Annotated in this window: 22 protein-coding genes; 1 reads left to right on the top strand and 21 read right to left on the bottom strand. The window is 45.6% G+C overall.

Annotated features, from left to right (window positions below):
• Position 1: 1 nt before the first annotated feature.
• The 21 genes from FRZ54_RS16240 to FRZ54_RS16145 form a co-directional block, all read right to left on the bottom strand.
• The gene (locus FRZ54_RS16240) at positions 2 to 1,669 is read right to left on the bottom strand and encodes an aquaporin (RefSeq protein ID WP_147032632.1); all 1,668 of its coding nucleotides are present in this window, start codon (positions 1,667 to 1,669) and stop codon (positions 2 to 4) included.
• 1 nt (position 1,670) lies between these two features.
• Complete coding sequence (locus FRZ54_RS16235; RefSeq protein WP_147032631.1) at positions 1,671 to 3,206, bottom strand: GMC oxidoreductase; 1,536 nt, start codon at positions 3,204 to 3,206, stop codon at positions 1,671 to 1,673.
• 24 nt (positions 3,207 to 3,230) lie between these two features.
• Positions 3,231 to 3,857 (bottom strand): TMEM175 family protein, encoded by a 627-nt coding sequence (locus tag FRZ54_RS16230; RefSeq protein ID WP_147032630.1) that lies wholly within the window; start codon positions 3,855 to 3,857, stop codon positions 3,231 to 3,233.
• A 1-nt stretch (position 3,858) separates the two neighbouring features.
• Complete coding sequence (locus FRZ54_RS16225; RefSeq protein WP_147032629.1) at positions 3,859 to 5,835, bottom strand: amylo-alpha-1,6-glucosidase; 1,977 nt, start codon at positions 5,833 to 5,835, stop codon at positions 3,859 to 3,861.
• 18 nt (positions 5,836 to 5,853) lie between these two features.
• Positions 5,854 to 7,506 (bottom strand): SMP-30/gluconolactonase/LRE family protein, encoded by a 1,653-nt coding sequence (locus FRZ54_RS16220; RefSeq protein ID WP_147032628.1) that lies wholly within the window; start codon positions 7,504 to 7,506, stop codon positions 5,854 to 5,856.
• 148 nt (positions 7,507 to 7,654) lie between these two features.
• Entirely contained in the window at positions 7,655 to 8,122 is a 468-nt protein-coding gene (locus FRZ54_RS16215; RefSeq protein ID WP_147032627.1) for a GlcG/HbpS family heme-binding protein, read from the bottom strand.
• Between the two features lie 18 nt (positions 8,123 to 8,140).
• Positions 8,141 to 9,067 carry a YHS domain-containing (seleno)protein gene (locus FRZ54_RS16210; RefSeq protein WP_147032626.1) on the bottom strand — a complete coding sequence of 309 codons (927 nt, stop codon included), beginning with the start codon at positions 9,065 to 9,067 and terminating at the stop codon, positions 8,141 to 8,143.
• 28 nt (positions 9,068 to 9,095) lie between these two features.
• Positions 9,096 to 10,295, bottom strand: a complete 1,200-nt coding sequence (locus FRZ54_RS24770; RefSeq protein WP_394348422.1) for an MGH1-like glycoside hydrolase domain-containing protein — start codon at positions 10,293 to 10,295, stop codon at positions 9,096 to 9,098.
• Positions 10,193 to 11,692 (bottom strand): hypothetical protein, encoded by a 1,500-nt coding sequence (locus FRZ54_RS24765; RefSeq protein WP_228462513.1) that lies wholly within the window; start codon positions 11,690 to 11,692, stop codon positions 10,193 to 10,195. The genes FRZ54_RS24770 and FRZ54_RS24765 overlap by 103 nt, the downstream gene beginning before the upstream one ends.
• Positions 11,693 to 11,756: 64 nt before the next feature.
• The gene (locus tag FRZ54_RS16200; RefSeq protein WP_147032625.1) at positions 11,757 to 12,566 is read right to left on the bottom strand and encodes an SDR family oxidoreductase; all 810 of its coding nucleotides are present in this window, start codon (positions 12,564 to 12,566) and stop codon (positions 11,757 to 11,759) included.
• A 256-nt stretch (positions 12,567 to 12,822) separates the two neighbouring features.
• Complete coding sequence (locus FRZ54_RS16195) at positions 12,823 to 15,402, bottom strand: DUF5686 and carboxypeptidase-like regulatory domain-containing protein (RefSeq protein WP_147032624.1); 2,580 nt, start codon at positions 15,400 to 15,402, stop codon at positions 12,823 to 12,825.
• Entirely contained in the window at positions 15,399 to 16,202 is an 804-nt protein-coding gene (locus tag FRZ54_RS16190; protein WP_147032623.1) for a hypothetical protein, read from the bottom strand. Before FRZ54_RS16190 ends, FRZ54_RS16195 begins: the two co-directional genes overlap by 4 nt.
• A 33-nt stretch (positions 16,203 to 16,235) precedes the next feature.
• The gene (locus tag FRZ54_RS16185; RefSeq protein ID WP_147032622.1) at positions 16,236 to 16,907 is read right to left on the bottom strand and encodes a Crp/Fnr family transcriptional regulator; all 672 of its coding nucleotides are present in this window, start codon (positions 16,905 to 16,907) and stop codon (positions 16,236 to 16,238) included.
• Positions 16,908 to 17,215: 308 nt separating this feature from the next.
• Positions 17,216 to 17,893, bottom strand: coding sequence for a LysE family translocator (locus FRZ54_RS16180; protein WP_147032621.1), 678 nt, complete (start codon positions 17,891 to 17,893; stop codon positions 17,216 to 17,218).
• Positions 17,894 to 17,895: 2 nt separating this feature from the next.
• Positions 17,896 to 19,683 carry an NRDE family protein gene (locus tag FRZ54_RS16175; RefSeq protein WP_147032620.1) on the bottom strand — a complete coding sequence of 596 codons (1,788 nt, stop codon included), beginning with the start codon at positions 19,681 to 19,683 and terminating at the stop codon, positions 17,896 to 17,898.
• Positions 19,671 to 20,171: a DinB family protein gene (locus FRZ54_RS16170; protein ID WP_147032619.1), complete on the bottom strand. Its 501-nt coding sequence runs from the start codon at positions 20,169 to 20,171 to the stop codon at positions 19,671 to 19,673. Before FRZ54_RS16170 ends, FRZ54_RS16175 begins: the two co-directional genes overlap by 13 nt.
• 33 nt (positions 20,172 to 20,204) lie before the next feature.
• A complete protein-coding gene (locus tag FRZ54_RS16165; RefSeq protein ID WP_147032618.1) occupies positions 20,205 to 20,606 on the bottom strand; it encodes a DoxX family protein in 402 nt (133 codons plus the stop codon).
• Positions 20,607 to 20,619: 13 nt separating this feature from the next.
• Positions 20,620 to 21,315 (bottom strand): phosphopantothenoylcysteine decarboxylase domain-containing protein, encoded by a 696-nt coding sequence (locus FRZ54_RS16160; protein ID WP_147032617.1) that lies wholly within the window; start codon positions 21,313 to 21,315, stop codon positions 20,620 to 20,622.
• Positions 21,316 to 21,343: 28 nt separating this feature from the next.
• Positions 21,344 to 21,784 (bottom strand): YHS domain-containing (seleno)protein, encoded by a 441-nt coding sequence (locus FRZ54_RS16155; RefSeq protein WP_147032616.1) that lies wholly within the window; start codon positions 21,782 to 21,784, stop codon positions 21,344 to 21,346.
• A 46-nt stretch (positions 21,785 to 21,830) separates the two neighbouring features.
• Positions 21,831 to 22,295, bottom strand: coding sequence for a YHS domain-containing (seleno)protein (locus tag FRZ54_RS16150; RefSeq protein ID WP_147032615.1), 465 nt, complete (start codon positions 22,293 to 22,295; stop codon positions 21,831 to 21,833).
• 412 nt (positions 22,296 to 22,707) lie between these two features.
• Positions 22,708 to 24,504 (bottom strand): sigma 54-interacting transcriptional regulator, encoded by a 1,797-nt coding sequence (locus FRZ54_RS16145; protein WP_147032614.1) that lies wholly within the window; start codon positions 24,502 to 24,504, stop codon positions 22,708 to 22,710.
• A 314-nt stretch (positions 24,505 to 24,818) separates the two neighbouring features.
• On the opposite strand from FRZ54_RS16145, the gene FRZ54_RS16140 reads away from it, so the two are divergent.
• Complete coding sequence (locus FRZ54_RS16140) at positions 24,819 to 25,148, top strand: thioredoxin family protein (protein ID WP_187359641.1); 330 nt, start codon at positions 24,819 to 24,821, stop codon at positions 25,146 to 25,148.
• Positions 25,149 to 25,153: the final 5 nt, after the last annotated feature.

Genomic DNA, 25,153 nt, shown 5'->3' with positions numbered 1-25,153 from the left:
TTTACTCGGTTATTCTTAAAGCATGGCCGTCCGGGTCCTTTACGATGAAGTACTTCATCCCCTTGTCACCGGCCACTATTCGTTTTATAAAATGGGAATGAGCGTCATCCAGTTTTTTGTACAGGTTGCCGATCTTATCGGCAACCACCGTTATTTGCCAGTACCAGATGTCATTCACCTTTGTATCCTTTGGGAAAGGTTTGCCAGGACCGGGCACCAAGTATTGCAAAAACTCAACTCCCGGACCGCCCTCTGCACGCAAACCTGTAATATGTAAGCTGGCACCCTTTACATTGCTTAAGTCCATCTGCTCCATCCCCTTATTCCAACTGTCGCCTTTTCGGTCAAAACCTAACAGGTTTTTGTAAAAATTCAGGCTTTTTTCTGTGCTGGTGATACCAATGGCAGTATGGTCGATACCTAAAAACAATTTACCATTGGTATTTTGCCATTTCGGCTGCCCTTTTCCCTGCGGGAAGTAGATCAGTTCGAGATCGTGATGATCAGGATCATGAAAGTAAAAGGCCCTTATCCCAGCTGCAGCAGCGTTTGATAACGGAATAGTTTCCGGCATCTTGCTGATCTGGCTTGCCATGTTCTTTTTGAGGACAGCATAGGCTTTGTCCATGTCGCTAACCACGATGGCGATGTGCTGAAAATAGACGTCGTTACTTTTCATATCCGCAGGGACGGGCCTGCCTGCTGACGGATTGTATTCGGTGAGCTCGATCATCTCGTCGCCAAGCTTCATCCTTACCGTGCGGGTATATGAGCCTTCAGCATTGACCTCTGATCTGTTTTCGCTTATTTTCTCAAAAGCCAGTACTTTGTTATAAAAATTTACTGACCGTTCCATATTCTCCACCGTCATACCGACAGCTTCTACTCGTTTAGCCTGGCCAAAGCCTGCGGTTGAAAAAAACAGCGCGGGCACAATGAGAATCAACCAGTGATATTTAAAAGATCTTTTCATGTTCAATTTGCGTTTGGTTTGATAAAGGAATAGTTCCGCTGCGGCCAGCATACTTACAATGGGAATGATGATATATATCCAGAACGAGGTATATATACCTGAAGGGATGGCGCTGGCCAGGCTACGCGCCGGGTTCATCCCGAAACCGGAAACCGGTCCACCTACAATCACGTAAGTGGTGACGAAACAAGCAGCGATTATGCGGGTGTATTTGCCATACTTGTGGCTTGACGAAACGTTGAGCACCATGGTCATCATGATGAAACCCATGATAAACTCGGCAATGAATGCATTCATTTCGCTGCCGCCAGGACGTGTTACAACATAATCGACCGGCGAAGCTGTAAGCGCGTTTCCCAACAGCCAGGCCATCAGGTAAACCATTAGCGTACCACCTGCTATCTGAAAAACAATGTAACAGACTGCGTCGGTCTGATTGATGCGATTCACCCTAAGAAATGCAAGCGTAACCGCAGGGTTGATATGTGAGCCCGAGGGAGCTGTTATTGGTGAATAAAATATCAGCAGAGCAGTCAGCCCCATAGCAAAACCGTTGATGACGTGACGCAGCATTGCATTGGATATAGCATAGTGCCATGCCGAATGCGGACTGTCGAACATTGCCGAGAAAAAGCAGGCCGATGCCATAAATATGGCCAGCCCCACAGCTTCCATGATATAGAGTTTCAGTTTCACTTTAAAGCGTATTGATCAGGTGTTCAGAAACGCGCAGCGCATTAGCCGCAATAGTTAACGACGGGTTGAACGCCCCGCAGCTTGGGAAAAAGCTGGCATCCACGACATATAGATTATCCACATCATGTGCCTTGCAGTTCACATCCAGTACCGAAGTTTTGGGGTCAGTCCCGAAGCGGAGCGTTCCGTTCTGGTGGCTCATTCCGCTGATATCAAGGTCGTACCCGTTCCATACAGTATCTTTAAAATCTGGGTCTATCTCGCCCAGCCGTTCAAAAACCTCCTTTAGTTTATGCTTCAGTTTCTCAAAAGCTTCGGGATTGGTACGGGTGTAGTTAACTTTTATCTGCCCTTCGTCAGTAAGGGTAACCCTATTATCCGGCGACGGCAAATCCTCGGCGGTCAACCAAAAATCGATCGCCATTTCGCGGATCTCATCAAAGCTTTTTTCAGGATAAATATCCTTTGCAAGCGACATGATCGTTTCCGGGTCGTTCTTGCCCATTAATTGAATCTCACCGAGCGGAAATGCACTGTTGTCAGCTTTATGGTAAAAATCCGCAAGGCCAAAGCTTTTTTGGAACGAAGTGCGGTTCTTCATCTTAGTGAATGCCACCAGGCATCCGTTGTGGTGCAACATAAGGTTTCGGCCAACTTGTCCGCTCGAATTGGCCAGGCCATGCGGGTGCTTTTCGCTGGCGCTTTTAAGCAACAACGCGGCAGAGTTCACCGCGCCGCACGCCAGTATCACCGTATCTGCTTCAAACGATTGCTGTTCCCCGTTTATATCAGCTATGACATTGCTAATGCGTTTACCGTTTTCATCGGTTTCGAGCTTGGTTACCAGCGCCTGCGTCACTAAAGTTACGTTAGGTAAATCGAGAACATGACGCAGGCCACTACTGTATCCATCAGCTTTCGAATCTGTCGGATCGGGATAACCGTCGAAATTTTCAAGCATTACAGGCGGCTGGTTTTTGCTGCCGTCCTGCGGAAACTGCATACCCATGGGCAGCGGAAAAGGTCTCAAGCCTAATTGTTCCATCTTACCTGCCAGCGATACTATCTCCGGTTCGTAAGGTATTGGCGGCAATGGATATGGGTGTTCTGCAGGTGGCTCCGTTGGGTCCGCCCCGCGAAGGCCGTGCACGCTGTAAATATTTTCTGCCTCGGTATAGTACTTTTCAAAAACATCGTATTTAACCGGCCACTCCGGCGATATGCCTCCATAATGGTGGACTTTCTCAAAATCCGACAGCCGGAAACGGAACATCGCCGCACCGTACACCTTGCTGTTACCCCCAACATTGTAGTGGATAAATGGCTTAAAAGGTTTGCCGTCGTTATCCAACCATTCTTCTTTGGGCCGGTATTTGCCCTCCACCATCACTTTATGCGGATCCCAGTTATCCTTCTCTTTCGGAATAAATCCGCCGCGCTCCAGTATCAGGATATTTTTGCCGCTTTTGGCCAGCCTTGTAGCAATGGTACTGCCCCCGATCCCTGTACCAATAACCACGATATCATATTTTTTCATCTTCTTTTTATTTTTAATTGTCCTCTATTTTGTCTTTACCAGCCAGTATATCCACATGGCTGTATTAAGGGTCAGCCCCACCCACGGGTTGAAAGCCGTAACTGCTGTTATGGAAATATTGCAGAACATGCCTGTAAACTCAATCTTTGTCATTTTTCTTACCAGATTATCGCTGACATGATCGTGTAACATTTTTCTTTCATGTTTCACCACAAACCAGAGTGTGATGAACGCGACGCTAACCAGCACAAAAAAACCGGTGTAAAGAACTGCAGCCGTTTTGAAAGCGCCTGAAGCAATATAATCGCCCAGGACTCTTGTAGGAAAGGGCGTTAATACGGCCAAAAGCATCAGGAATCCGTTGGCAATTATCAGTTGCACATTCACATGCCTTATCAACTTAAAAATGCCGTGATGTGCGATCCACATTAGCAGGATAGTCACAAAACTGTTGGTATAAGCGAAGTATTTTGGCCATAACAACAGTAAACCTTTAGCGAGGCTTGCATTCGTTTCATGCTCGTTGAAGGGGTAACTAATATCCAGCGCCAACAAGGTTATGGCCACAGCGAATATCCCATCGCTGAAAGCTTCAAGCCTGGCTGTTGCGCGGTCGTTAGTGGCTGAGTTGTGACTTAATTCTGAACTCATTTTATACCAGCTTGTAAGTATTAATAACTCTTAACAGTTCTCCTACGCTCCATGCCTGGGCGATACAACCTTTTGGTGCGTGGGGCGCATCGCCATCAAATATTTCAGAGATGGTACCAAAGCCGCCCTCTTTAAAGTGGTAGCTGAAATCGCTGATGATTTTTTTCAGTTCCGTCTTTGGCGTCTTTACTTTCGCCAAAGCATCCACGTACGGACCGAGCAGCCAGCTCCAAACGGCCCCCTGGTGATAATTGGAATCGCGGTGCCATTGATCGCCGCCGTAAAAACCATTGTAGTTTACCGAGCCGGGCGCCAGGCTGCGCAAACCAACAGGCGTATACAGCTTCGCTTTAATTTTTTCGAGGATGATCTTTGCCTTATCACCGCCGATCAACGGGAACGGCAGGCTGATCGCAAATAACTGGTTTGGCCTGAACGTTTGATCAGGAACGTTATTCTCATCTATGGTATCATATAGGTATTGCCCCGCTTCGTACCAAAATTTTTCCTCAAAACTATGTTTGATGAGGCGTGCCTCATCGCTGTATCGTTTCGCATCCTTTTTTCCGGCCAGGGCGCAAAACTCACTTACAATGCAAAGTGCATTATACCACAGCGCTTCTATCTCAACAGGCTTGCCCATACGTGGCGTTACAACCCAATTCCCCACACGCGCATCCATCCAGGTAAGCTGCTGGCCCTTTTCGCCTTCAAAAAGCAGGTGATCGGTCGGGTCATCATGGATGTTGTAGCGCGTTCCTTTGTAATGCCACTCGATAATATCCTGTAACACCGGGAGTAATTCGTTCAGTACAAAATCTTTATCCTTGCTGGCATTATAATAATGGTATACCGCCAGGAAATACCACAGCGTGCCATCCACATTGTTGAATTCGGGAGTGCCGTTATTATCGCTGAAAAAGTTCGGCAACATACCTTTACTAACACTATGCGCAAATGCCTGCAATATTTTCTTAGCATCATCCAATCTTCCGGTACTAATGCAAAGTCCGGGCAGGGATATCATCGTATCACGGCCCCAATCGGTAAACCAGTGATAACCGGCAATAACGGTCGCGCCTTCAGTAGGGGTGTCATTGCCGTTCAAATAAATATCTCTTTTGACTATAAATTGGTCGGCAGCAAGTATCAACTGCTCCCTGGTCGCATTACGTTTGCCCGATCCGAAGAGACCTATCCTCCTGTTGATCTCATCATTAAATGCTTTTTCAGCGTCCAATACTTCGGGGTCTTCAGTGGACAGAACCACAAAAAGTTTTGATCCTTTCTCTAACGAAACCTCGAATTCTCCATATTGAAGCAGGTCCTCATTATAATCCAGGCCGCGGTTTACCTCCTCTTCGTAACGGAAATTGTAATACCATTCGGGCTGATGGCGATAGCTTGAGCCCGGAACGCTTATATAAATATTCCAGTCCGAACCATAAGGCTTGTTGTGAAATATGCCGTTTTTGAAATCCACATCCCAATGCAGGCTTTGATTTACGTGCCCGAGAGAATGGTAATCCCTTGCGATTAGGAAAGGCTGCAACAGTAGTTGAAATTGAGAACCAGCTTCGGTCACTTCATACTTAATGATCGTGGTATTCTTCCTGTGCAATTGAAGCAGGCTTTTCGTTATCACAACGTCGTCAACATGATAAGTCCATTGCGGATAAAGCTCTTTCGTGAAGCTTTCCAGGTACTGGTAGCCCCGCGGGGCAAATACACCATTATAATTATTAGTACCCAATTCGGTCCTTTTGCCGTTGGCAACAATGGTTTCATCAAGTTTCGACACCATCACCGTGCGCCCCGTAGGCACCTGAGTGGCGGCTACAAGCAAACCATGGTAGCGCCTGCTATGGCAGTTGGCAATAGTGCTGCTGGCATACCCTCCCAGCCCATTGGTTTCCAGCCACTCGGCACTGGCCTGGTAGCTGATATCTTTTAATTGTTCTTCTTTGATCGAGATCATCTTAAATCAATTTAACGGTTATTGCCATGCGTACTTGCCACCTGTCAGCACCCGTATTTTGTATAGGCTCGTGTGAGCCGTCATGTATAAAGTTTTGCCGTCCTCATCACCCCAGGCCATATTAGCAGGGCGTTCGGGGGTAATAATTTTACCCAGTAATTGAGCCTTATCCGAAATGATCCACATGCCGCCCGGCGCCGACACAAACAAATTGCCGGCCTTGTCAACTTTCATCCCGTCAAGCGCTTCGTCGCCTTCGGTTTGGTTACAGTCGAAAAATATCTTGCCGTTGGCTAATGTGCCATTATTTTGCACGTCGTAGCGCCAGATAGTTTTGGTTCGATGGATATCCCGGATGTCCCAGTTGGTCACATACAGGTACTTTTCATCCGGCGAGAAAGCGATCCCATTAGGCCCGCCGCAGTCTTTGGCAACTACCGATAACTTCCCGTTCCTGATCATGAATACGCCCTGGTAATCCAGGTCTTTACGTTTATCGTTATAAAAATCAGGTAACCCGTAAGGTGGATCGGTGAAGTAGATCGTGCCGTCGCTCTTCTGCACGATATCATTGGGGCTGTTCAGGCGCTTGCCGTCGATTTGATCAGCCAATATGGTCACATGGCCCTTCTTTTCGATGCGTATCACGCGCCGGTTGCCATGCTGATCGATGATGAGGCGGCCTTCTTTGTCAATGGTCAAACCATTGCTCCCAGGCTGATGGTATTCGCCAATATCTTCCCCGGTATAACCACTATGGCTCAGGTATATGCTTACATCGCTATTTTTAGGATCGTAGCGATAGATTGTATTCAAGTTAGGATCACTGAAAAGCAAGTAACCATCAGGGTGCCAAACCGGCCCCTCGGTAAACGAAAAACCATCGGCGATCTTTTGTACATGAGTATCTTTATCGATCACCTGGCTTAGCTTATCGTCAGTAGTGTATATCTGCCCGATATTCTGCCAGTCGGGCATTTGATATGCCGATGCCTGCTTATAAAAATCGATGGTGGCATTGCGCACCCATATATAGTTGGAAGGAATGTTTCCCAGCACGCCGTTAACACCCAAAATAGCTATATTGAAAATCTGTCCGGGCTTTGCATCATTGGTCAGCACTACACGGTTAGGTGCATTGTAGCCGCTTATTACGCCGTTGCCTACCTGCCCGAAACCCGGCATTTGTTTGCCGTTAACCCAAATCTCGCTATAGTCATCCATCACGATCTCAAGAACCGCACGGCCTCCTTTTACGGCCGTATTGCCGATCTTTTCGGGTAGGGTTAATGTTAATTTATACCAAACAAATGATACCAAACCGGTGCCCTGGCGGTCCTCCAGGTCAGTTGGTGCTATACTCTTGAACCCCTTATCAAAATCCTTGTCGCCAATTCGCGGACTAATATTGTTTGTCCTGTTTACTGCCCCGGTCGGATAAATCAAAAGAGGATCATCAGCCGCAGGCCCAGGCCCGCGGAAATCCTGGCTCACTACAGCGGCGTTCCGCACAAACCATTTCGCCTGCACATCCCCGGCTCCTTTGGTAGTGCGCAGATCAGCAATAGCATCCGGCTTGGCAACGGTCAACTGCCTGTTCTCTTGCGCAGCCGCATAGAATGCCGCCGGTATGGTCAGTGCGAGAGCCAGCGTTATTAATATCTTCTTCATGGTGTTTATTTCCAATCTGTGTTTTTTGATTACCAGGCAGGGAGTCCGCATTAATTGCGGTCCCTGCCCCTTTCCGCCCAAACCGGGGTAATCAATTCATCACTCAAAATCAACTATCAATATTTCTTAAATCTTTGTTGCCTTTGGCTTACATTTTCACTTTACTGCCTGCAACTGCTATGTCCTCGTCTTGTTGGGCGCTCGCGCTGCCGCTTACCCCGATAGCTCCGATAACTTCGCCATTATAAATGATGGGAACTCCCCCTTGCAGAAAAGTGTGCCCGACTGTGATCAGCGCGCCGCGTCCGCCGTTTATACTGTTTTCCAGTTTCGACGAAGGCGCCTTAAAAAGAGCAGCTGTGTTAGCTTTCCTGATAGATACTTCGGAAGCTGCTGCGAAAGTGCCGTCGAGGCGTTCAACGCATATTATATTGCCGCCTGCATCTACCACTGCTATCGCAGCTCCGGGCGCATTCTTGTCGTGAGCAAACCGCACCGCTTCGGCGATCACTTTTTTGGCGCCGTCCAATGTCAGTGAATGAGTTGCCATAACCTGGGCTTTTGCACTGATTTGCATCGCTACAATGCTTAGTATTATAAAAAGGTATTTTTTCATTTTTTTGATTTTTATCGGTTAGGAGATCATCTTGTTATCAGGCGACATAGCGGGCGCGTCGTACCCTTTAAACTTACCTGCCTTCTTTTTGATCAGGACCGGCCAGTTCTCGTCAGCTTTTTTCACGTTGCTGTCCAGATCCTTGTTAAAATGGTCGTACGCATCCTGGGTATGCTGAAGGATCAGTTTGCCGTTATATAATTGGTAGATCAATGGATTAACCGGGCGCAATTTGCCAAGGCTCACTGCGTAACCGCAGAAACCACCGTATTGCGGAGCATACTTTTCAGGATTATCCTTGAACTTGCTGGCATTTTCCGGGGTCGAGAACCAATAGGTAGCGCCCTGGTAGCGTGCATCAAATTCCTTATTGCCCATCAGCGGTTTTTCGCCTGTGAAATAGGAAACAACGTCGTAGCCTTCCAGAATCACCCCATCTTTATCCACATTGTTCAGGAAGCCCTTCTCAGCATCGGTTTTAATCTGTTTGCCGTTGTTGGCAACTACCGCGGGCCAGTATTGATCGGCCAGTCTCAGGTTACCTTGTACATCCTTGTTCCAGCCGTTAACTGCACGCTGGTTGTGTTGCAGCACCAGGCGATCATTCACTATAGAAAAAGTCCTAACGTCTATAGGTGCCGTGCGCCCCAAAGAGACTGCGTAGGCACAATAGCCACCAAATTGCGGTTTGTATTTTTCGGGGCTAGTAGTGAAAGCATCCAGGTGCTCCTGGCTCGCAAAGTAATAGATGGCGCCCTGGTAACTGGTTTGAAACTTTGGATCGCCCATTACCGGTTTATTATCGGTAAAAAAAGCCACCGGGTCGTACCCATCGATGATAACGCCTTTGCCGTTCAAATTCAGCAGCGTCCCGGGTGTCTTCTGTGCAAAAGCAGCTGCTGCAAGGCACAGTATCAAAATGGTAAAAAAGTGTTTCTTAAACATAATATTCAATTTTAAATGGTTAATGTGCTTATGATTTTGGATGTAAAAGTTTGGCGACAAGCCCGGTCCAGCCGGTTTGATGTGAAGCGCCTACGCCGCGTCCTGTGTCGCCGTGGAAATACTCGTAAAACAAGATGTAGTTGTTGAACAGGGGGCTATTCTGCATGTATTGGTTTGTACCAAGGAATGGTCTTTTGCCGCTCTCGTCGCGCAGAAACAATTTTGCCAGTCGTTTTGAAAGCTCGTTGGCTACATCTTCCAGACTGAGGTAGTTACCGCTGCCCACCGGATGCTCTACTTGAAAATCGGGCCCATAATAGGCATGAAATTTATGTAGGCTCTCGATAAGAAGATAGTTAACCGGCATCCAGATGGGGCCCCGCCAGTTGCTATTGCCACCGAATAATCCCGTGGTCGATTCACCCGGCGTATAGTCTACTTGCAGATCCTGCCCGTCGAGATAAAAATGATAAGGGTTCTGTTCGTGGAATTTGCTCAAAGCCCGTATACCGTAATCGCTAAGGAATTCGGATCCGTCGAGCATCCGCAACAATATTTTTTTCATCCGGTGCCCGCGCAGCAGCGAAAGCAGGTGTTTATCCCCCATGCCTTTGTCGCTCCAGCGGCTCACCAAATTGGCCAGTTGCGGGTTGTTTACGAGGAACCAATTGAGTCTTTCGGCGAATTCGGGATGATCCGTCAAAATTTCATCATCCAGCACTTCAACTGCAAACAATGGTATCAAACCAACCATCGACCGTACCTTGAGTCTTATGTTATTGTCATGCGAAAATTTGAGATTATCGTAGAAGAACTGGTCCTCCTCGTCCCAAAGACCATCCCCCATACCTGCCATTGCCGAGGCGATGTACAGGAAATGCTCGAAGAACTTGGTGCTCATATCCGCATATATCTTGCGATGTTTGGCCAGTTCGAGCGAGATACGCATCAGGTTTAGCGCATACATCGCCATCCAGCTTGTACCATCTGACTGCTCGATATGTCCGCCGGCAGGCAGAGCATTGCTACGATCGAAAACACTGATGTTATCCAGACCCAAAAAACCGCCTTCGAAAATGTTGTTGCCTTCAGAATCCTTGCGGTTTACCCACCATGTAAAATTGATCACCAACTTGTGGAAAATCGACTCAAGAAAATCAAGATCGGCTTTGCCGCCGTTATTTTTTTGATCAGTTTTATAAACTTCCCATGCCGACCATGCGTGCACCGGTGGGTTGACGTCGCCAAAGGCCCACTCGTAAGCCGGCAGTTGGCCGTTGGGGTGCATATACCACTCTTTGGTGATAAGTTGCAATTGATTTTTGCAAAATCGCTGTCGACTATTGATAAAGGGATACAATGGAACGCCAGATCCCATGCCGCATACCAGGGATACTCCCATTTATCAGGCATCGAGATAATGTCGGCATTGTTAAGGTGTTTCCATTCATGGTTCCTACCATATTTGCGTCCAGCCGGAGGTTTGGGTTGCGAGGGATCCCCCTCGAGCCACTTGTCCACATCAAAATAAAAAAACTGCTTGCTCCACAGCATGCCGGCAAAGGCCTGGCGCTGCACCAGTTTTTCATCTTCCGAAGTGATCCCTCCCTGCAACTCGGCGTAGAATGCATCAGCGTCAGCCAGGCGCTGCGCGAAAACTGAGTCAAAATCTTTAAATGGCGATTTGTTCTTTTTATTTTCTAACCGCAGGCAAATAACCTGCGAAGAGTGCGCTGCAACAGTAATATCATAGTCCACTGCTACCTTAGTTCCAAAATTGTCATCGTTAATAGCGGTGGAGTTACCATTGACCAGGAATTCATTAACCCCATCCTTCTGAAAAGGCGCCTCGTTGGAATAATTATAAAGCTTTTGCATATTGCTCTCGTTGTCGCAAAAAAGCAGGCGCGCATTATCTTTATAATGAAGCGCAAATCCTGGCAGCTCATCGTGATTAATAGCTATACTACCCTTTTTTATTGCTGTTAACGATGGTTTATAGGTATCGTAACCCCATGTCCAGGTATTCCTGAACCATAGCGTTGGCAGTACATGCAGCGATGCATCCTCATCACCCCGGTTATATACCGTGATCCTGATAAGGATATCCTCTGCATCAGCCTTTGCATATTCAACAAATACATCAAAAAAGCGGTCATCATTAAAAACGCCCGTATCTATGAGTTCAAATTCAGGCTCAGATTTTGAGCGGCCCCGGTTTACATTTACAATGTCCGCATAAGGAAAGGCCGATTGAGGATACTTATAAAGCATCTTCATATACGAGTGCGTCGGCGTCGAATCCAGGTAATAGTACAGCTCCTTCACATCCTCGCCATGATTGCCTTCGTTGCTGTTCAGGCCAAAATACCGCTCCTTGATTATAGGGTCTTTTTTATTCCAAAGGGCAAGCGCGAAGCATAGCAACTGCTGATCATCACTTATGCCGGCTATACCTTCTTCGCCCCAGCGCCAGGCTTTGCTGCGCGCCATATCGTGCGTGGTGTGATCCCACGCTGTACCATGCTCGCTATAGTCTTCCCTTACCGTACCCCATTGCCTGTCAGACACATAGGGTCCCCATTTTTTGCTCATGGGTTCGGTTAATCTATTTTTTTCAGACATAATATTCTTCTATACGGCGGTAAAAACCGCCGTTCGGTGTTCTTAATTGATTCGTTAGGATTGCTTAGCCGTTCGTGGTGAAACCGGGGTACAATGTCATACCGCCATCCACAAAAAGCGAGGCTCCGTTCACGTAGTCGCTGTCATCACTTGCCAGCCAAACCGCAGCCTTGCCAATATCTTCAGGCACGCCGATACGCTGATAAGGAATCAATGTCAAAAGATCTTTTAATGCTTCCGGAGTCTCCCATGCCTGCCTGTTGATGGGCGTTTGGATGGCTCCCGGGCAAATGCTGTTGATCCTGATCTTCTTCCAGGCAAACTCCTGTGCGATACTTTTCATCATCAGCATAATGCCACCTTTGCTTGCCGCATAATTGGCATGACCTGCCCATGGAATAACCTCATGAACACTACTCATGCAGATGATCTTGCCTGCAGCTACCGACACATCGGGTCGGATACCACGACGCAGGTATTCGCGTATCGCTTCGCGGGCGCACAGGAATTGACCGGTCAGGTTTACGCCAAGTACAAAATTCCACTGGTCAATGGTCATTTCTTCAAACGGCGAGTCCTTTTGCAGACCGGCATTGTTTACCAGGATATCCACTGTTCCGTATTGTTCCCGCGTAGCGTCGAACATCGCTTTCACGTCCGCTTCCTTGCTCACGTCGCATCGCAGGGTGATCCCGTTACCGCCGTCGGCCTTTATTTCCGCGAGCACTTTTTCGGCGTCTTCGCGCGAGTTTTCGGTCGGGAAGTTTACCACTACATTGGCGCCTTCACGGGCCAATGATTTGGCTACCCCCGCACCTATGCCACTGCTCGATCCGGTTATAATAGCTGTTTGATTCTCTAATTTTCGTTTCATTTCGGAATGAATATTTAATAAGTTTCTTCTTGTTTTTATTTCTTACACAAAGGTGTTTACTAATTCAAAACAGCTTTGTCAGGTAGCTTACACTTAAAGCATATTTTCCAAAAATTTTCCAGTAAATAACTAACAATAAATGATTTATATATGGACCGACACTAGTTGAACCATTAAAATCACTGCTTAAAAACCAAGAAAGTTTTTTTAGTGGGATCCGGCTCGCATATTAACCGGTTTTAAAAAGTGCGACAAATTAAAACAGGATAGTTGCACTGGTACGAAAACCGTATTTTATAGCATCTGGATGGTCGAGATAGTTGAACCTGCGGACCAGGCTGACGCCGAAAAATTTGAATATGTTCTCGATGCCAACACTGCCCTCCAGGTAGGGCGCCTTTCCCAGAGAATAGGTGAGCGGCCGTCCTGCCCCATCAACCGGGAATTGGTAAAGCGATGGATGCAGAGATGGGTTATTCTGATCGGTCACCCCGCCAAACAAGGCCTTGAACGAAAGTGTCTCACGCCATTTCAGTCGTTTGAAAAGCGGTATCTTATTCAGGAAAAATCCGTTCAGGTGCTGCTCATAGCTCAGGCTTTCGTAGTGATCGCTCACAAACTCCAAAAAATTCATCAAGTTGTAAGTATCGGGATCGTCATCGTACGAGTAAGTTTGGTTCGCACGATGGATCGTAAGCAGCGGATAAGGAAGCTGACCAAAAGTATGCGACGCCTGTACCGTCACATCAGCATAGCCCAGTTGCGACAGGTACAAATGTTTGTCGACCCGGCCGTGCAAAATTTGATAGCCAAATCCGCCTCCAAAAACACCCTTAACGCCCCTGGTATAATCGACCGACACAGCCGGGTATTTATTTGGAACCGGGATACGGTAAATTCTTCCCTGGTAAAATTCCTCATGCGGTGCATAACGTAAACCAAGAATTATTTCGGTCGACGTTAGTTGGTTGATCGTATTTGGCACCCCGCTTACCAGGTTGGTAAAATAAAGTGAACCGGCCGGCGATTGGGTCAGGTTCCGGAAGCCTAAATTGTATGAGAAATGATTTTCGAATTCACGGACATAGTCAAATCTGAAAAATTTGTTATACAGGTACTTATCGTTATTGCCTCGTTTAAAGGATAAGAAAAGGTTGTTCTCCACCACAAATTGAAGGGGGTTGCCCGGTATGCCGGCGTCATTCTCGTAATAGGCCCGAACGTAATTCTGAGGAAACTGGTATATATATTTATTGTCGAATGAATAAGTGCCGCTTAAAAAATATTTCCATCTCTGGTCCTTAAACCCGTACGCTCCGTAAGTCTCAAAATAATAACGCTTACTCATTTCGGGGGTAGTGCGACCGCCAAACCGGAGGCGCGCACCTTCAATGTTATTAAAACTATAAAAGGCATTTGCAGGGCCAATCTCAAAAGGGCCTACCGTATTGTAGCCTGCAATAATCCACGTAATAACGGCCATGGTACGACGGAATGATTTGAGCGATTGCAACGTATCGATATTATGGTACACTTTTGCTTCGGCGTGGGTCAGTGTGTCCAGTCGATTTTGAGCCCAGTACTCATCGTCCCTGTTATTGGCGCCCGGGTTAACAACTTCGCCCAAGCCGGAATATGTTGAATCGGGCAGTGCCTGGTTTACCTGGTAATCTTTGAAAGTTGTGGTCCTGGAACCTATCATACCACCTTTACCGTTCCGGTTCAGGCTGAAATCGACCAGGATGTTGCTTTTGCTTACATGATAACGCTTATCCGTATTTTGTTCAAAATCAAGATCAATACGCATATCCTTTACGAAGTTGATGTTCGTATTTTTATTGATATACAGGATAGATTTCTGGACAGCATAATTGCCATCAAGGGTAATGTATATCTTACCGTCAAACAGCAGGTCATTATTATTGCGGGGAGTGAAACTCAATTCCACCACTTTGGTATTATTAACGATCACTGTATCGGTAATGAAGAACTTATAGAAGGACGGTGAGCTATTGGCAATGGGACTAAGAAAAAGTTTAGACAACAAGTATATATCATTTTTGTAGATATCGACATCATAAAACAAATGCCTGAAATATTTGGCGAGGCCCTCATTATCGATGTAGAACCCAAGCTTCACATTTTTTTGAGCCAGGGTGATCGTCTTTTTCTTCCCGGGCTGTTGGCGGTAGTAGTTTTGGGTCAGCTTTTCGTCAAGGTAAACCGGCGTTAATGACTTACCTGGTACAAGAGTAGTGTCGCGGTTATCAAACAGGAACTTGTATTTTTTCCAAAACTTTTTGTCAGAAAAGCCGGGCGATACATTAGCAAAAGCCAGCAGCAGTTTCCCATATTCCTTGTATTGAACATAGTCATAATTTTCGGGCCTGTTCTGATCTTTATGGGCGATCACCTGCCTGATCAATTCAACGGCGGGGTTATTTTTATTGCGGTACCGTTCTTTTTTACCGGCACGAATAACCACAGTGTTCAATTCATCCGCCCGGGGCTGTAGTTTGATGTTCATCAACTGTGTTTGTCCGGGTTCGACTTTGACCAAAGCAGGAATATAGCCTACGCAGGTGGCTTTGATCAAACTAAAGGGTTTCGTATCAAGGATGGCGTATTTGCCGTTTTCATCAGATATACCAACGATCTTTGTGTTGACGACCGATATAGTTGCGAACGGCAATGTCTCTTTCGACCTTGCATCAGAAACCACACCGCTCACTTTTGTTACCTGTGAAAATGCTGTCAAAGGCAGCAGGAAAGTTGCTGTTAAAATGGTAAAAGCCCTGAAAATGCTTTTGAAGTTTATCGAAGTATGCTCGTTCATCTTCGCCAGTTGAGGTAAGGAAGCACAAGTAGCGCTGCACGATCATAATTGCGTGAACGCTCGCATAAACCGGGTAGAAAATTTTCAAGAGGTAAGTGTTTTTTACTCTCGACAACAACACAGTTGATCCCAACCTGGCTGGTAATCATTTCAAGTGCATATTCTTTTGCCTTGCCTCTTATATTGCGCAGGAACATTTTATTGTAATTCAATCTGCCTGCAAAATCGGCCAGCGTTTCCTGGGCATATCGTTCTTCCATATCCGTCATTCCGGGCAGCGTCATATGGGCAACATAAATGCTGCAGCCAAAGTGTTTCAAGAACCGAAGCGCATCGAGCGTACAATAGCGCAGGTCGGTCAAATAAACTACTTTATCCGGGTATTCGTAATGACCTTCCGGCAGCAAAAGCACCGGGCAGGTTAGCTTATTGACAAATGCCAATCTTTCGTTCGGGGAGAGGTTCATCAACATATCATCCTCTTTCGACATGATGATCAATTTAATATTCTGTGCTATCAGCAAATCGCTTATGTTGCGGGCGCCGATGCCTCCTTCAGGAGAAATGGCGAGGCCAGCCCCGGTACTATTCGTGTTAAATTGCTCCAGTTTTTCTTCCAGCGTACTCATATCATCAACCGGTTCATCCCCGGCACCTAAGGCCAACGCCGGAACACAGAGTGCCGGAGTTCTGCAATAAATCGTAATGTCATATTTAAATTGCCTGCTTATCGTGGTCGCAAGCTTAGCAAAGCCCCATGTGTTCAATACGGAGTTATTAATAATCAAAATATTTCCCATAAAGGTTAATTGGTTTTTATTGCATAGTCTGGTCTATATAAATGAGGCATTTAGTTCGAATTGCTTACGGTCGTACTGGATGACACCAAGACCCTTAAGTTCATTCAGCAGCACATTCACGCTTTGGCGCGAGGTAGATATTACCGCTGCAATATCGCTGTGGGTAAGATCGTTGCGAACAATGATCTTATCACCATGCTGACTTCCATTGGCTTTGGCCCAGGTTTTTATAAAGCGAACAAGGCGCTCTTTGGCATCAAGATAAACAAGGTCGGAGTAACGCGACTCCATTTTGCGAAGTTTGCGATTAACCATATTTACATAATGCATAAACATTAGTTGATTATCCTCCAGTATCCTCCGGAAGTCGGTAGCCCTGAAACAGCAAACAATAGTGTTATCGGAAACAGCCTCTGCACATTGATCGGCATGAATATGCTCTTCCAGGCTCAGGTCGCCGAAAATATCCGGGGCGTTTATGATGTCGATAAATTCATTCCCCATCCGGTCCGATGTCCGAATCTTAATATTTTCTTTGATCAGCAGGTATATTTTGCTGTAATCATTTTCTACAAAATACAGCACATCACCGCGCTGCACAATTTTTACACGGGCAACGGAACGGGCTTCGCAAAGCCTCTTCTCGCATAGGTTGTTGAAAAGCGGGTGGCTTCTCAGGTAAACATGTTTGATCTCTTCTAACATTGTGGTTGATATTTAGCGTTAACTCTTATGTTCGGCACGATTATTAAGGAAATAGTCATGCCGGGTTGCAGTTTGCGCCATTTTCATTATATGTTTCTGATTTTCAGATTTTTACAATCAGGTCTCGTTATTTACTTCATTATCGAGTTCCCGAAATGTTGGGATTTTCTAAAATTTTAGGAATTTACACCCGGGCGTTCCATGAAACGTTTTCCAACTATCGCCATCTTTTCAAAGTCCAAAGCATCCCCACTCCGGGTATTTGCCAGGTCAGAACAACGTGAATAAATCGGATGGGAATGCGTCAATTACGACGCTTTACTTTGGCCATTGTACTTAATCTCGTTTTTTAAACTCATCCGGTTGGCGATGAGTTTATAAGCAAGCAAAAGTCCGGTAAACAACAGGGTGGCCCCGAGCACCCAGTTTATAAAATTATGCTGCTGTTTAAATACGCCTGTCAAAAGGTTACCTATGAGTCCATAAACAATGAAACATAAAGCTGTGCCGGCGCCTATAGCGGCAATGTATATATTGTACGATCTCGCCGAACTTTGCAAAATCTCTCTCTTTTTCAATACTGCCGTCCAGCCCATCCAAAAAGGAAGGTGCATGGGATTGAGCAGGCTCAGAACCATCCCTGAAAAGAAAGGGTTAAAACCCACCAGTGGCAGCACATCGTTAAAGCTACGCATGTGGAAAGCGGCTTGAAGTGTTTTATATGCCAATACCAGGATGGCCACGCACATAATGGCGCTTAATACCCTGAACAGCCAGGTGAAGCGGGTCAATCTATCGACAATGACTAAAGCCAGCCGAACGATGATAGTCTCGATCAATATTGCGGCAATACTAAATTCAATAGCCCCCCATGCGTTGTCGTTTAAAACATAACTTGTCACGTTAGCTGTTAGAGTCCCTACGGGCAACGAGCCGAGGAAACTAACACAAAATGCTGCCGAGAATAGTTTCAATTGCGTGGCCATGATCACGAGATCGATTTAATATATCTTGAATTGTTCCTTAGAAGGGCAACGCCTTCTTTGAAACCCAGGTAATTTATTTCCAGGCGGTTCCGGTTTATCCGGCTGATCACGTTCAAAAGTTTCCAATGCCGCATGATCTCGCGCCAGGCGAAAAAGATGGAGTGCATCGGGTCATAAATGTGTGTCGGCTCACTACCCGCACCGTTCAGCTCGACAATGGTGAAATTTTTCCCTTCACAAAGTTCTTCCCAGTTATTGTACATTACGTCCAGCCTGCCGAAATAAAAACCAGGTATACGATGGCAAACCTCATCAATGGTCTCAGTCAGTTGCCGGGTCACCTTTTTACTCAGGTCGATAAATTTGGCCCCCCTTGCATGATTGCCGTACGGCACCAGCGTGTGGGTTTTACCTACAGGCAGTACTTGTTGCAGAAAGTGCCCATAAGTTTGCCGAAGCACTTCTAACTGGAGCAGGTACCGGGGCTCGCTGATCACCAGTTGTTCGATGCTTGAGCGACCGTCCCCGGTCACAGTAAGAAAATGTTTACCAACAACACCTGATATTTTGCCTTTCATCGCCCCCGGGATACGGTAATAGAATATACCCACTTCATTTTTATATGGTATACATTCCTGCAGTAAAAAGTCGACTTTGATTGCCCGCAGATAATCAGATAATTCAGCTTCGTTATTTACTTTTTTAACCAGCACGCCCTTCATCCCAATATCAGGTTTGGCGATAAGGGGAAAATCCATCAAATTATTCCGGAGCGATTCCCTGATCGTTTCAAGGCTCGCCCCAGGCCTAAATGCCATAGTTTTGGGTGTATATTTTTCAGGGATCAGTTTATGAATCAATTTCTTGCTTTCCATGGCAAACCCTCCATTTTCGATTGACGGGTTCGCCGTATTAAAGAAGAAGAACGATCTGGCTTTTAAACTTAGCCAAAACCAGTAAGGTAATATGGGCGCATAAACTATGTTAAAGGGCCAGTATTCCCAATTAAAAAGCCTTATGAAAAATTTTCTAAGCGCAAAGAACCTCGTTTTGGCCGGCGTTATGGCAGTGATGTCTGCCTGTTCTACCTCTATTTCGTTTTGGTATACACGATTATCGCGCATATCGTGGTAAAGCATGCTGATCCTTGAGGGTTTAACCTGCAAGCTTGTAATACTGATAGTCTTCATTTTTCCGTCGCGGTTGATCACCAGGCCATCCTTGTCATCGCCGTTGCCTCCATAACGATGGAAGTTGATAATGCCCTCAGTATTTTTTGATAAGTCCGACCGACGCCAGTCGTCAAACCAGCTCCTCCTTTTCGCCGCGGCCATTTTATCGTATAATGTAGCCGACGACCAGATATACTCTTTCCGGTTGTCAAGCATGGTGATATGTTTATCGGATCCGTCCCAGCGGCATTCAAATAGCCTTCCCGATGTATAAAGCACAATAGTAAATGGCTCAATATCATCAAGGTCCATTACTTTGTAAAACTGATCGGGATATTCAGCTCTTATGATGTCCATCAATACCAGTCCCCGGCTCTTCCGATAATTTATTTGACGTACATGCTTCACAAATGCACCATTCAGTAATACAACCACGTCGCCATTATTTTTGGCCACTATCCAACTGCCATTTTTATCAGGGTCTTTCGGATAAAGCAAGCGCCGCTTGCCGCTTGCGTACTCGCGTGGCGTAACTGCCTGCCCGCGGCTGATATGTTCATCCCTGTTCGATGTGAGATGAAAACCGCCCGCAGTAGGTATATAAGTTACTGTGCACATGTCTTGCGGTATTTAAGGGTTGAAGAGGCAACTCCAAATTCTTCAGGGACATTAACGTCAGCTATCGCGTTTACACCGATGCGTATTAGTGCCATGTGATGCACGGCATGCTCAAGGTTGTAAACAAGTTCTCTGAAGTAATTGGTAAATACCGGGAAGGAATAACTGTCGCCATCGTTTTGTTCGGTTTGGAGGATCAGGTCGCGGTCTGGTTTTTCCAGGCTGTCTTCTATCTCCTGTATCTTTTCGAGTGCGAACTCTTTGTCGGCTTCGATAACACGATTGCGGACACGTTTGTCGTAATCAATGATACCGCTTTCATATCCTTTATTTAATTCGATAAAAAATTCAAGTATATGCCTGTTATGCTGACCTATCGATGAGTTTGACAAAACGCCCACAGGTTGCATGTACTGTTCATTACTCAGCTCGCTTAGCACGTATCGCAGTTGGTTTAAAATATTCCGAATTGGTTCTTTGAGTTTCATGATGTTTTTTGTTTTTATGATTGATTCTTTTTTCTATTGACGTACAAAAGGGATATAGGATATCGCCTGCTTTCTGAAAATAACAGCAAGCGCGGCGCTGCATCCAAAAGTTACCAGGGCAAGTATGAACAACTGCCCACCGTCGTCCTGTACCACGATGCCCAGTTTGGTCAGGTGAAACATAAGCGCTCCGGCCATAAGACCAACCGCCAACACAGCGCCCAGACTGGTGGTGCGGGGTATAAGAATAAGTATCGATGCGACGAGCTCAAGGCTTCCGATACCCAAGCGTCCCCAGGGCTCCATATGCAATGTTGAAAAAATATAAACCGATTCAGGTGCCGCGGTGAACTTGAAAAACAAGGTTTGCAGCATAATGGCCGCTGCTATAAGGCGCAGCATCCAGGTTAGTACGTTTGATGTAGTGTGAGTCATGATTGTTTTTTGTTTAATTGAGGTTAATAATTGGCTGAGGATTTAAAACGTTGTTCCTAATGTCCACAGCAATGTCAGCGATATCCCTGGCGACAGCATGCTTATCCTTTAGCGGGAACCGCTTAAATACAAAGTCGCGATTGATGATGGTGATCTTGTTGGTGTCGAAACCAAATGCGGCATTATTATCCCGGGTGGAATTCAGCACCACCAGGTCCAGATTCTTTGAGAAAAGTTTCTTCAATGCATTTTGCTCTTCATCGTTGGTCTCGAGCGCAAAGCCGATCGAAACCTGGTCATCTCTCTTCACTTCGCCAAAAGCGCGGGCGATGTCTACATTTTTTATCATTTGCAAGTTGAACTCAGGTGCCAACTTCTTCATCTTTTCAGTCATCACTTGAGCAGGTTTGTAATCGGCAACGGCGGCAGCGAAAACCGCTATCTGAAGTACTGGGAAATATTGCCGGCATGCGGCAAACATCTCGTCAGCAGTGTTAACATTTACAATAGCCAGATCAGGATGAGCCAGCCCGATACTTACCGGTCCCGACACCAATATCACACGGAACCCCCTGTCCAGGAACGTCCCGGCAATGGCGTAACCCATTTTGCCGGAAGAATGGTTTGTGATGTAACGCACCGGATCAATGGGCTCCCTCGTCGGCCCTGCGGTTATCAGTACGATCGGTTTTTGGCTGTTTGTGCTCATCTCTGATCTGCGTTTTAGTTAAATAAGATTATTGTGCTTTTACTTCCGGCCATTTCTTGTCGGCAACAATGATCAGGCTATCCCTGTCCTTAGTCCAAAGTTCCTTTACTTGCTTGTTGTAATTGAAGTAAAGCTTGTTGTTCAAAACGGTCCATGTTTCAGCTTTCGTTGGCGCTTTGTGACCCTGCGATGTACCATAAGCGCAGTAGCCACCATATTGCGGAGCATACTTTTCAGGGTCGGCTTTAAAAGCCGCCAGATCCTCTGCATTGGCAAAGAGCCATTTTGCGCCCTGCCACTCGAACGAAAAGCTGTCCGATCCTTTAACCGGTTTCGATTGGGTAAAGAAGGCTACGGCGTCATAACCGTTAATAGCTTTCCCGCCAGATACATAGATTTCCGATTTCTGCGCCTTAACCTGTGTCATGCCGAAAATGATGAGTGCGGCAACAATTAGTGTACGTTTCATTAAAATTGATTTTTGATATTTGATATTTGTGTTAATTCGAATGATGTTAGTGATTGATCTTATCCCAATTCGTGTCAGCTTTCTTTTTCAAATTAGCCTCATCCTTGTTCCAGCTTTTTTTGGTGTTATTAAAAAACTTATTGTAAAACAGGTAAAGCTTACCGTCCAGCAATTTGAAAGTCTCCGGGTCGACGTCAACTTTCTCGCCTGTAGCACCCATTGCATAGGCGCACCAGCCACCATATTGAGGTTGATATTTTGAAGGATTGGCCTTGAACAACTCCCTATCCTGTGTAGTTGCGAAGCGATAGGTAACACCTTCGTAGCTTAAGCTTATCGACTCCTTCCCTTCAACAGCTTTCTGGGTGGTGAAATAAGTTACCGGGTCGTACCCGCTGATGGCCAAACCGGATTTGTCCAGGTTGTAATTTTTTTTGTGGGGATCGTTCTGTGCAAAAATGCTCCCTGGTAATGAAGCTGTTAACAATAACAATACAAATAGTTTTTTCATGATGTCGTAATAAACTGGTGTTCTGAATTTTTACTCTTTGTCGCAGGTACATCACAAAACCTTACAACTATTATTTCAGAAAACCACGGAACTGACCTCGCGATGATGGGGAGTTAGAAGACGCAATAAGAAAAATGAGAGACTTGCAGGGCAGGGAAACTCACGACATATTAGGAATTCCCAAAATGTTGCGAAAATCCAGGGGCGGCGCTAAAAAGATGAACTGACAACAAATTGATAATCAAACAATTAAATAACGTGAAAAATAAAGAAAGATTGGCATCGTTTTTGGCCCGAGAAACCTTCGTCAAAAAAAAAAGCGGCAGTGCGCCGCAAAAAAAAATATTTTTTTCAGGAAAAATTTGATGCAATCATTTCAAATATTGATCTGATTTAACATAAGCATGACGGATCAGTCCTTACCGCGCTCAATCCCCAGTTTCTTCATTCTTGACTCGAGCGTGGTGGCATTAAGACCGAGTATTTTTGCGGCTCCTTTTTCTCCGCTGACTTTCCAGTTCGTCTTTTTGAGTATAGAAATAATATGATCGCGTTCAACGTCGGTCATTTTCAGCAATGCGGTCTTTCCATCATTGATTTGCATGATTGCTCCTGTGCCGGCCGGCACCCAATCTCCGTATTCAAGTGTATCGCCCCGCGATAATATCAGTGCCCGTTCAACTATATTTTCCAGTTCGCGTACGTTACCCGGCCAGTCATATCCCATTAGCGAAGTGACTACTTTTTCAGGGATATTTTTTATCTCGCGACCCATTTTTGTTTGGTATTTATTAACAAAATGTTTGACGAGCAATGGTATATCCTCTTTCCGTTCGCGTAATGGCGGGGAAAATATCGGGAATACATTAAGACGATAAAACAGATCCTCGCGAAACTCTTTTTTTGCGATAGCCTCCTGCAGGTTACGATTAGTAGCTGCAATGACCCGTACATCAACCTTAATTGTTTTAGGGTTTCCGAGCCGTTCGAACTCACCTTCCTGCAATACCCGGAGTAACTTAGCCTGTAATGACAATGGCAGTTCACCTATCTCGTCCAGAAAAATTGTGCCCCCGTCTGCCAATTCAAAACGACCTATTTTACGGTCGAGCGCGCCTGTAAATGCTCCCCGCTCATGTCCGAATAATTCGCTTTCAATCAATTCAGCATGTAAGTTTGCGCAGTTGATCTTGATCAGCGGCCGCTTATTTCTCCTGCTTATATTATGAACCGCACGCGCTAACAACTCCTTTCCGGTGCCGCTTTCACCAAGTATTAAAACTGTAGCATCGGTGGATGCAACCTGCTCTATTTGTTGTAATACCTTGTGGAACTTTTTGTTATGGCTTACGATTTCTTCAAAGTTGTGGTTCAGTTTGATCTCGTCCTGCAAATACTGGTTCTGCGCTTTCAACCGGGCTTGTTCCTGTTCCATTAAAACCCTGTCGGTTATATCCAGGAACATCGTACGGGTAAACTGCCCGCCAATATCAGGTTTCGACCACCATTCAATAAATATCGGCTTACCGTTGTCTTTCCGTCGAAGTTCCAGTATAACTCCGCTGGTATTTTTCCCGGTATTTATTGATGCGAAAGCGTCTGTTATCCACCGTTGCGCCGTAGGCGTGTCCGGAGCAAGCGATTTGCCATATGTGTAAGGTACTTCCTCGGGCCGTACCCCTAAAATATTAAGCGCAGCCCGGTTTGCCTTGATAAAACGCGAGTCGAGCCCTTCATGTACATAAGCTATCGGAGCCTCGTCAAATAAATCACGGAAACGTTCCTCACTTTCTTTTAATAAGCCTTCCAGGCGGGTATTGGCTAATTTAAGAGCTTCTTCATCCTTGATGCGGGCACTGATATCTTTTACCAGGGCGCAGGCCAGTTCATGTCCATTGTATTCCAGGTAACTGCAAATGATCTCGACATCGTAAGCCATTCCTTTCTTATGTCTATGCTGGGCCTGGTACGAAATTTTTTTCTGGTCTTTTAGCTTTGTCCAAAACAATGGAAAATTCGCCGACTCTTCCGAATTGCTTATCTCTTTCACCCCCTTCCCGGTGAGTTCATCAGCCGTAAAGCCCAGCATATGAGCCGCAGCCTCATTGGCATAAAGAATTTTCCCTTCGGGGTCAACCCAATAAACCGCTTCGTACAGGCTCTTAAAAGCATATTGAAATAAGTCTTTATCTTTCTGAAAATCAAGCATATTATTCTACTGTAAAATTATTGTGATAACATTTTGCTAATGGATTCTCAGATAAAATTAGTAATAAACTTGTTACAGAAATAAGCTCATAAAACATTTTTTTCTTATCTCAAAAAAAGCAAAACCAATTCTTGAAATCCCAGGGGATCCATATAGCTTTTCACGAAATACCGTGAATTCCCAAAATTCAGGTAAAAGCTCATGCAGCGCTCCCGGACTAATTTTATTGCAAATGGCTGTAAATCTGCTTATTAATATAAAGCAACCGAAATGGCACCAGTTTGGACATAAGAACTATGCCAAATAAAAATAACGTGACCAGAATAACCGACCAAAGAGAATTTAAGAAGCTGATTTTAGACAAACTCGGGCTGCACATTGTAAGGTTTTGCGCCGAATGGAGCGGCCCAAGCCAAATGATGGCGCCGGTATACGATGAGTTGTCAAAAATATTTCAATACCGTGCTTCATTTTATGTAGTGGACATTGACGAGGCCCCGGTTTTAAAAAAAGAGCTTAATGTTTCCGAGTTGCCGACACTACTGTTTTACAAGGATGGGATTTTGATAGGAAAAGCGATTGGGATGCAGTCAAAAAGTGTATTGATCGAACGATTTGAAAACGCTTTAAGTAATAAATATTAATCACT

Origin of the sequence: Mucilaginibacter ginsenosidivorans (assembly GCF_007971025.1) — a bacterium.
Classification (GTDB): Bacteria; Bacteroidota; Bacteroidia; order Sphingobacteriales; family Sphingobacteriaceae; genus Mucilaginibacter; species Mucilaginibacter ginsenosidivorans.
Note: the sequence above shows the minus strand (reverse complement) of the source record. Positions and strands in the feature narration are given on the sequence as shown.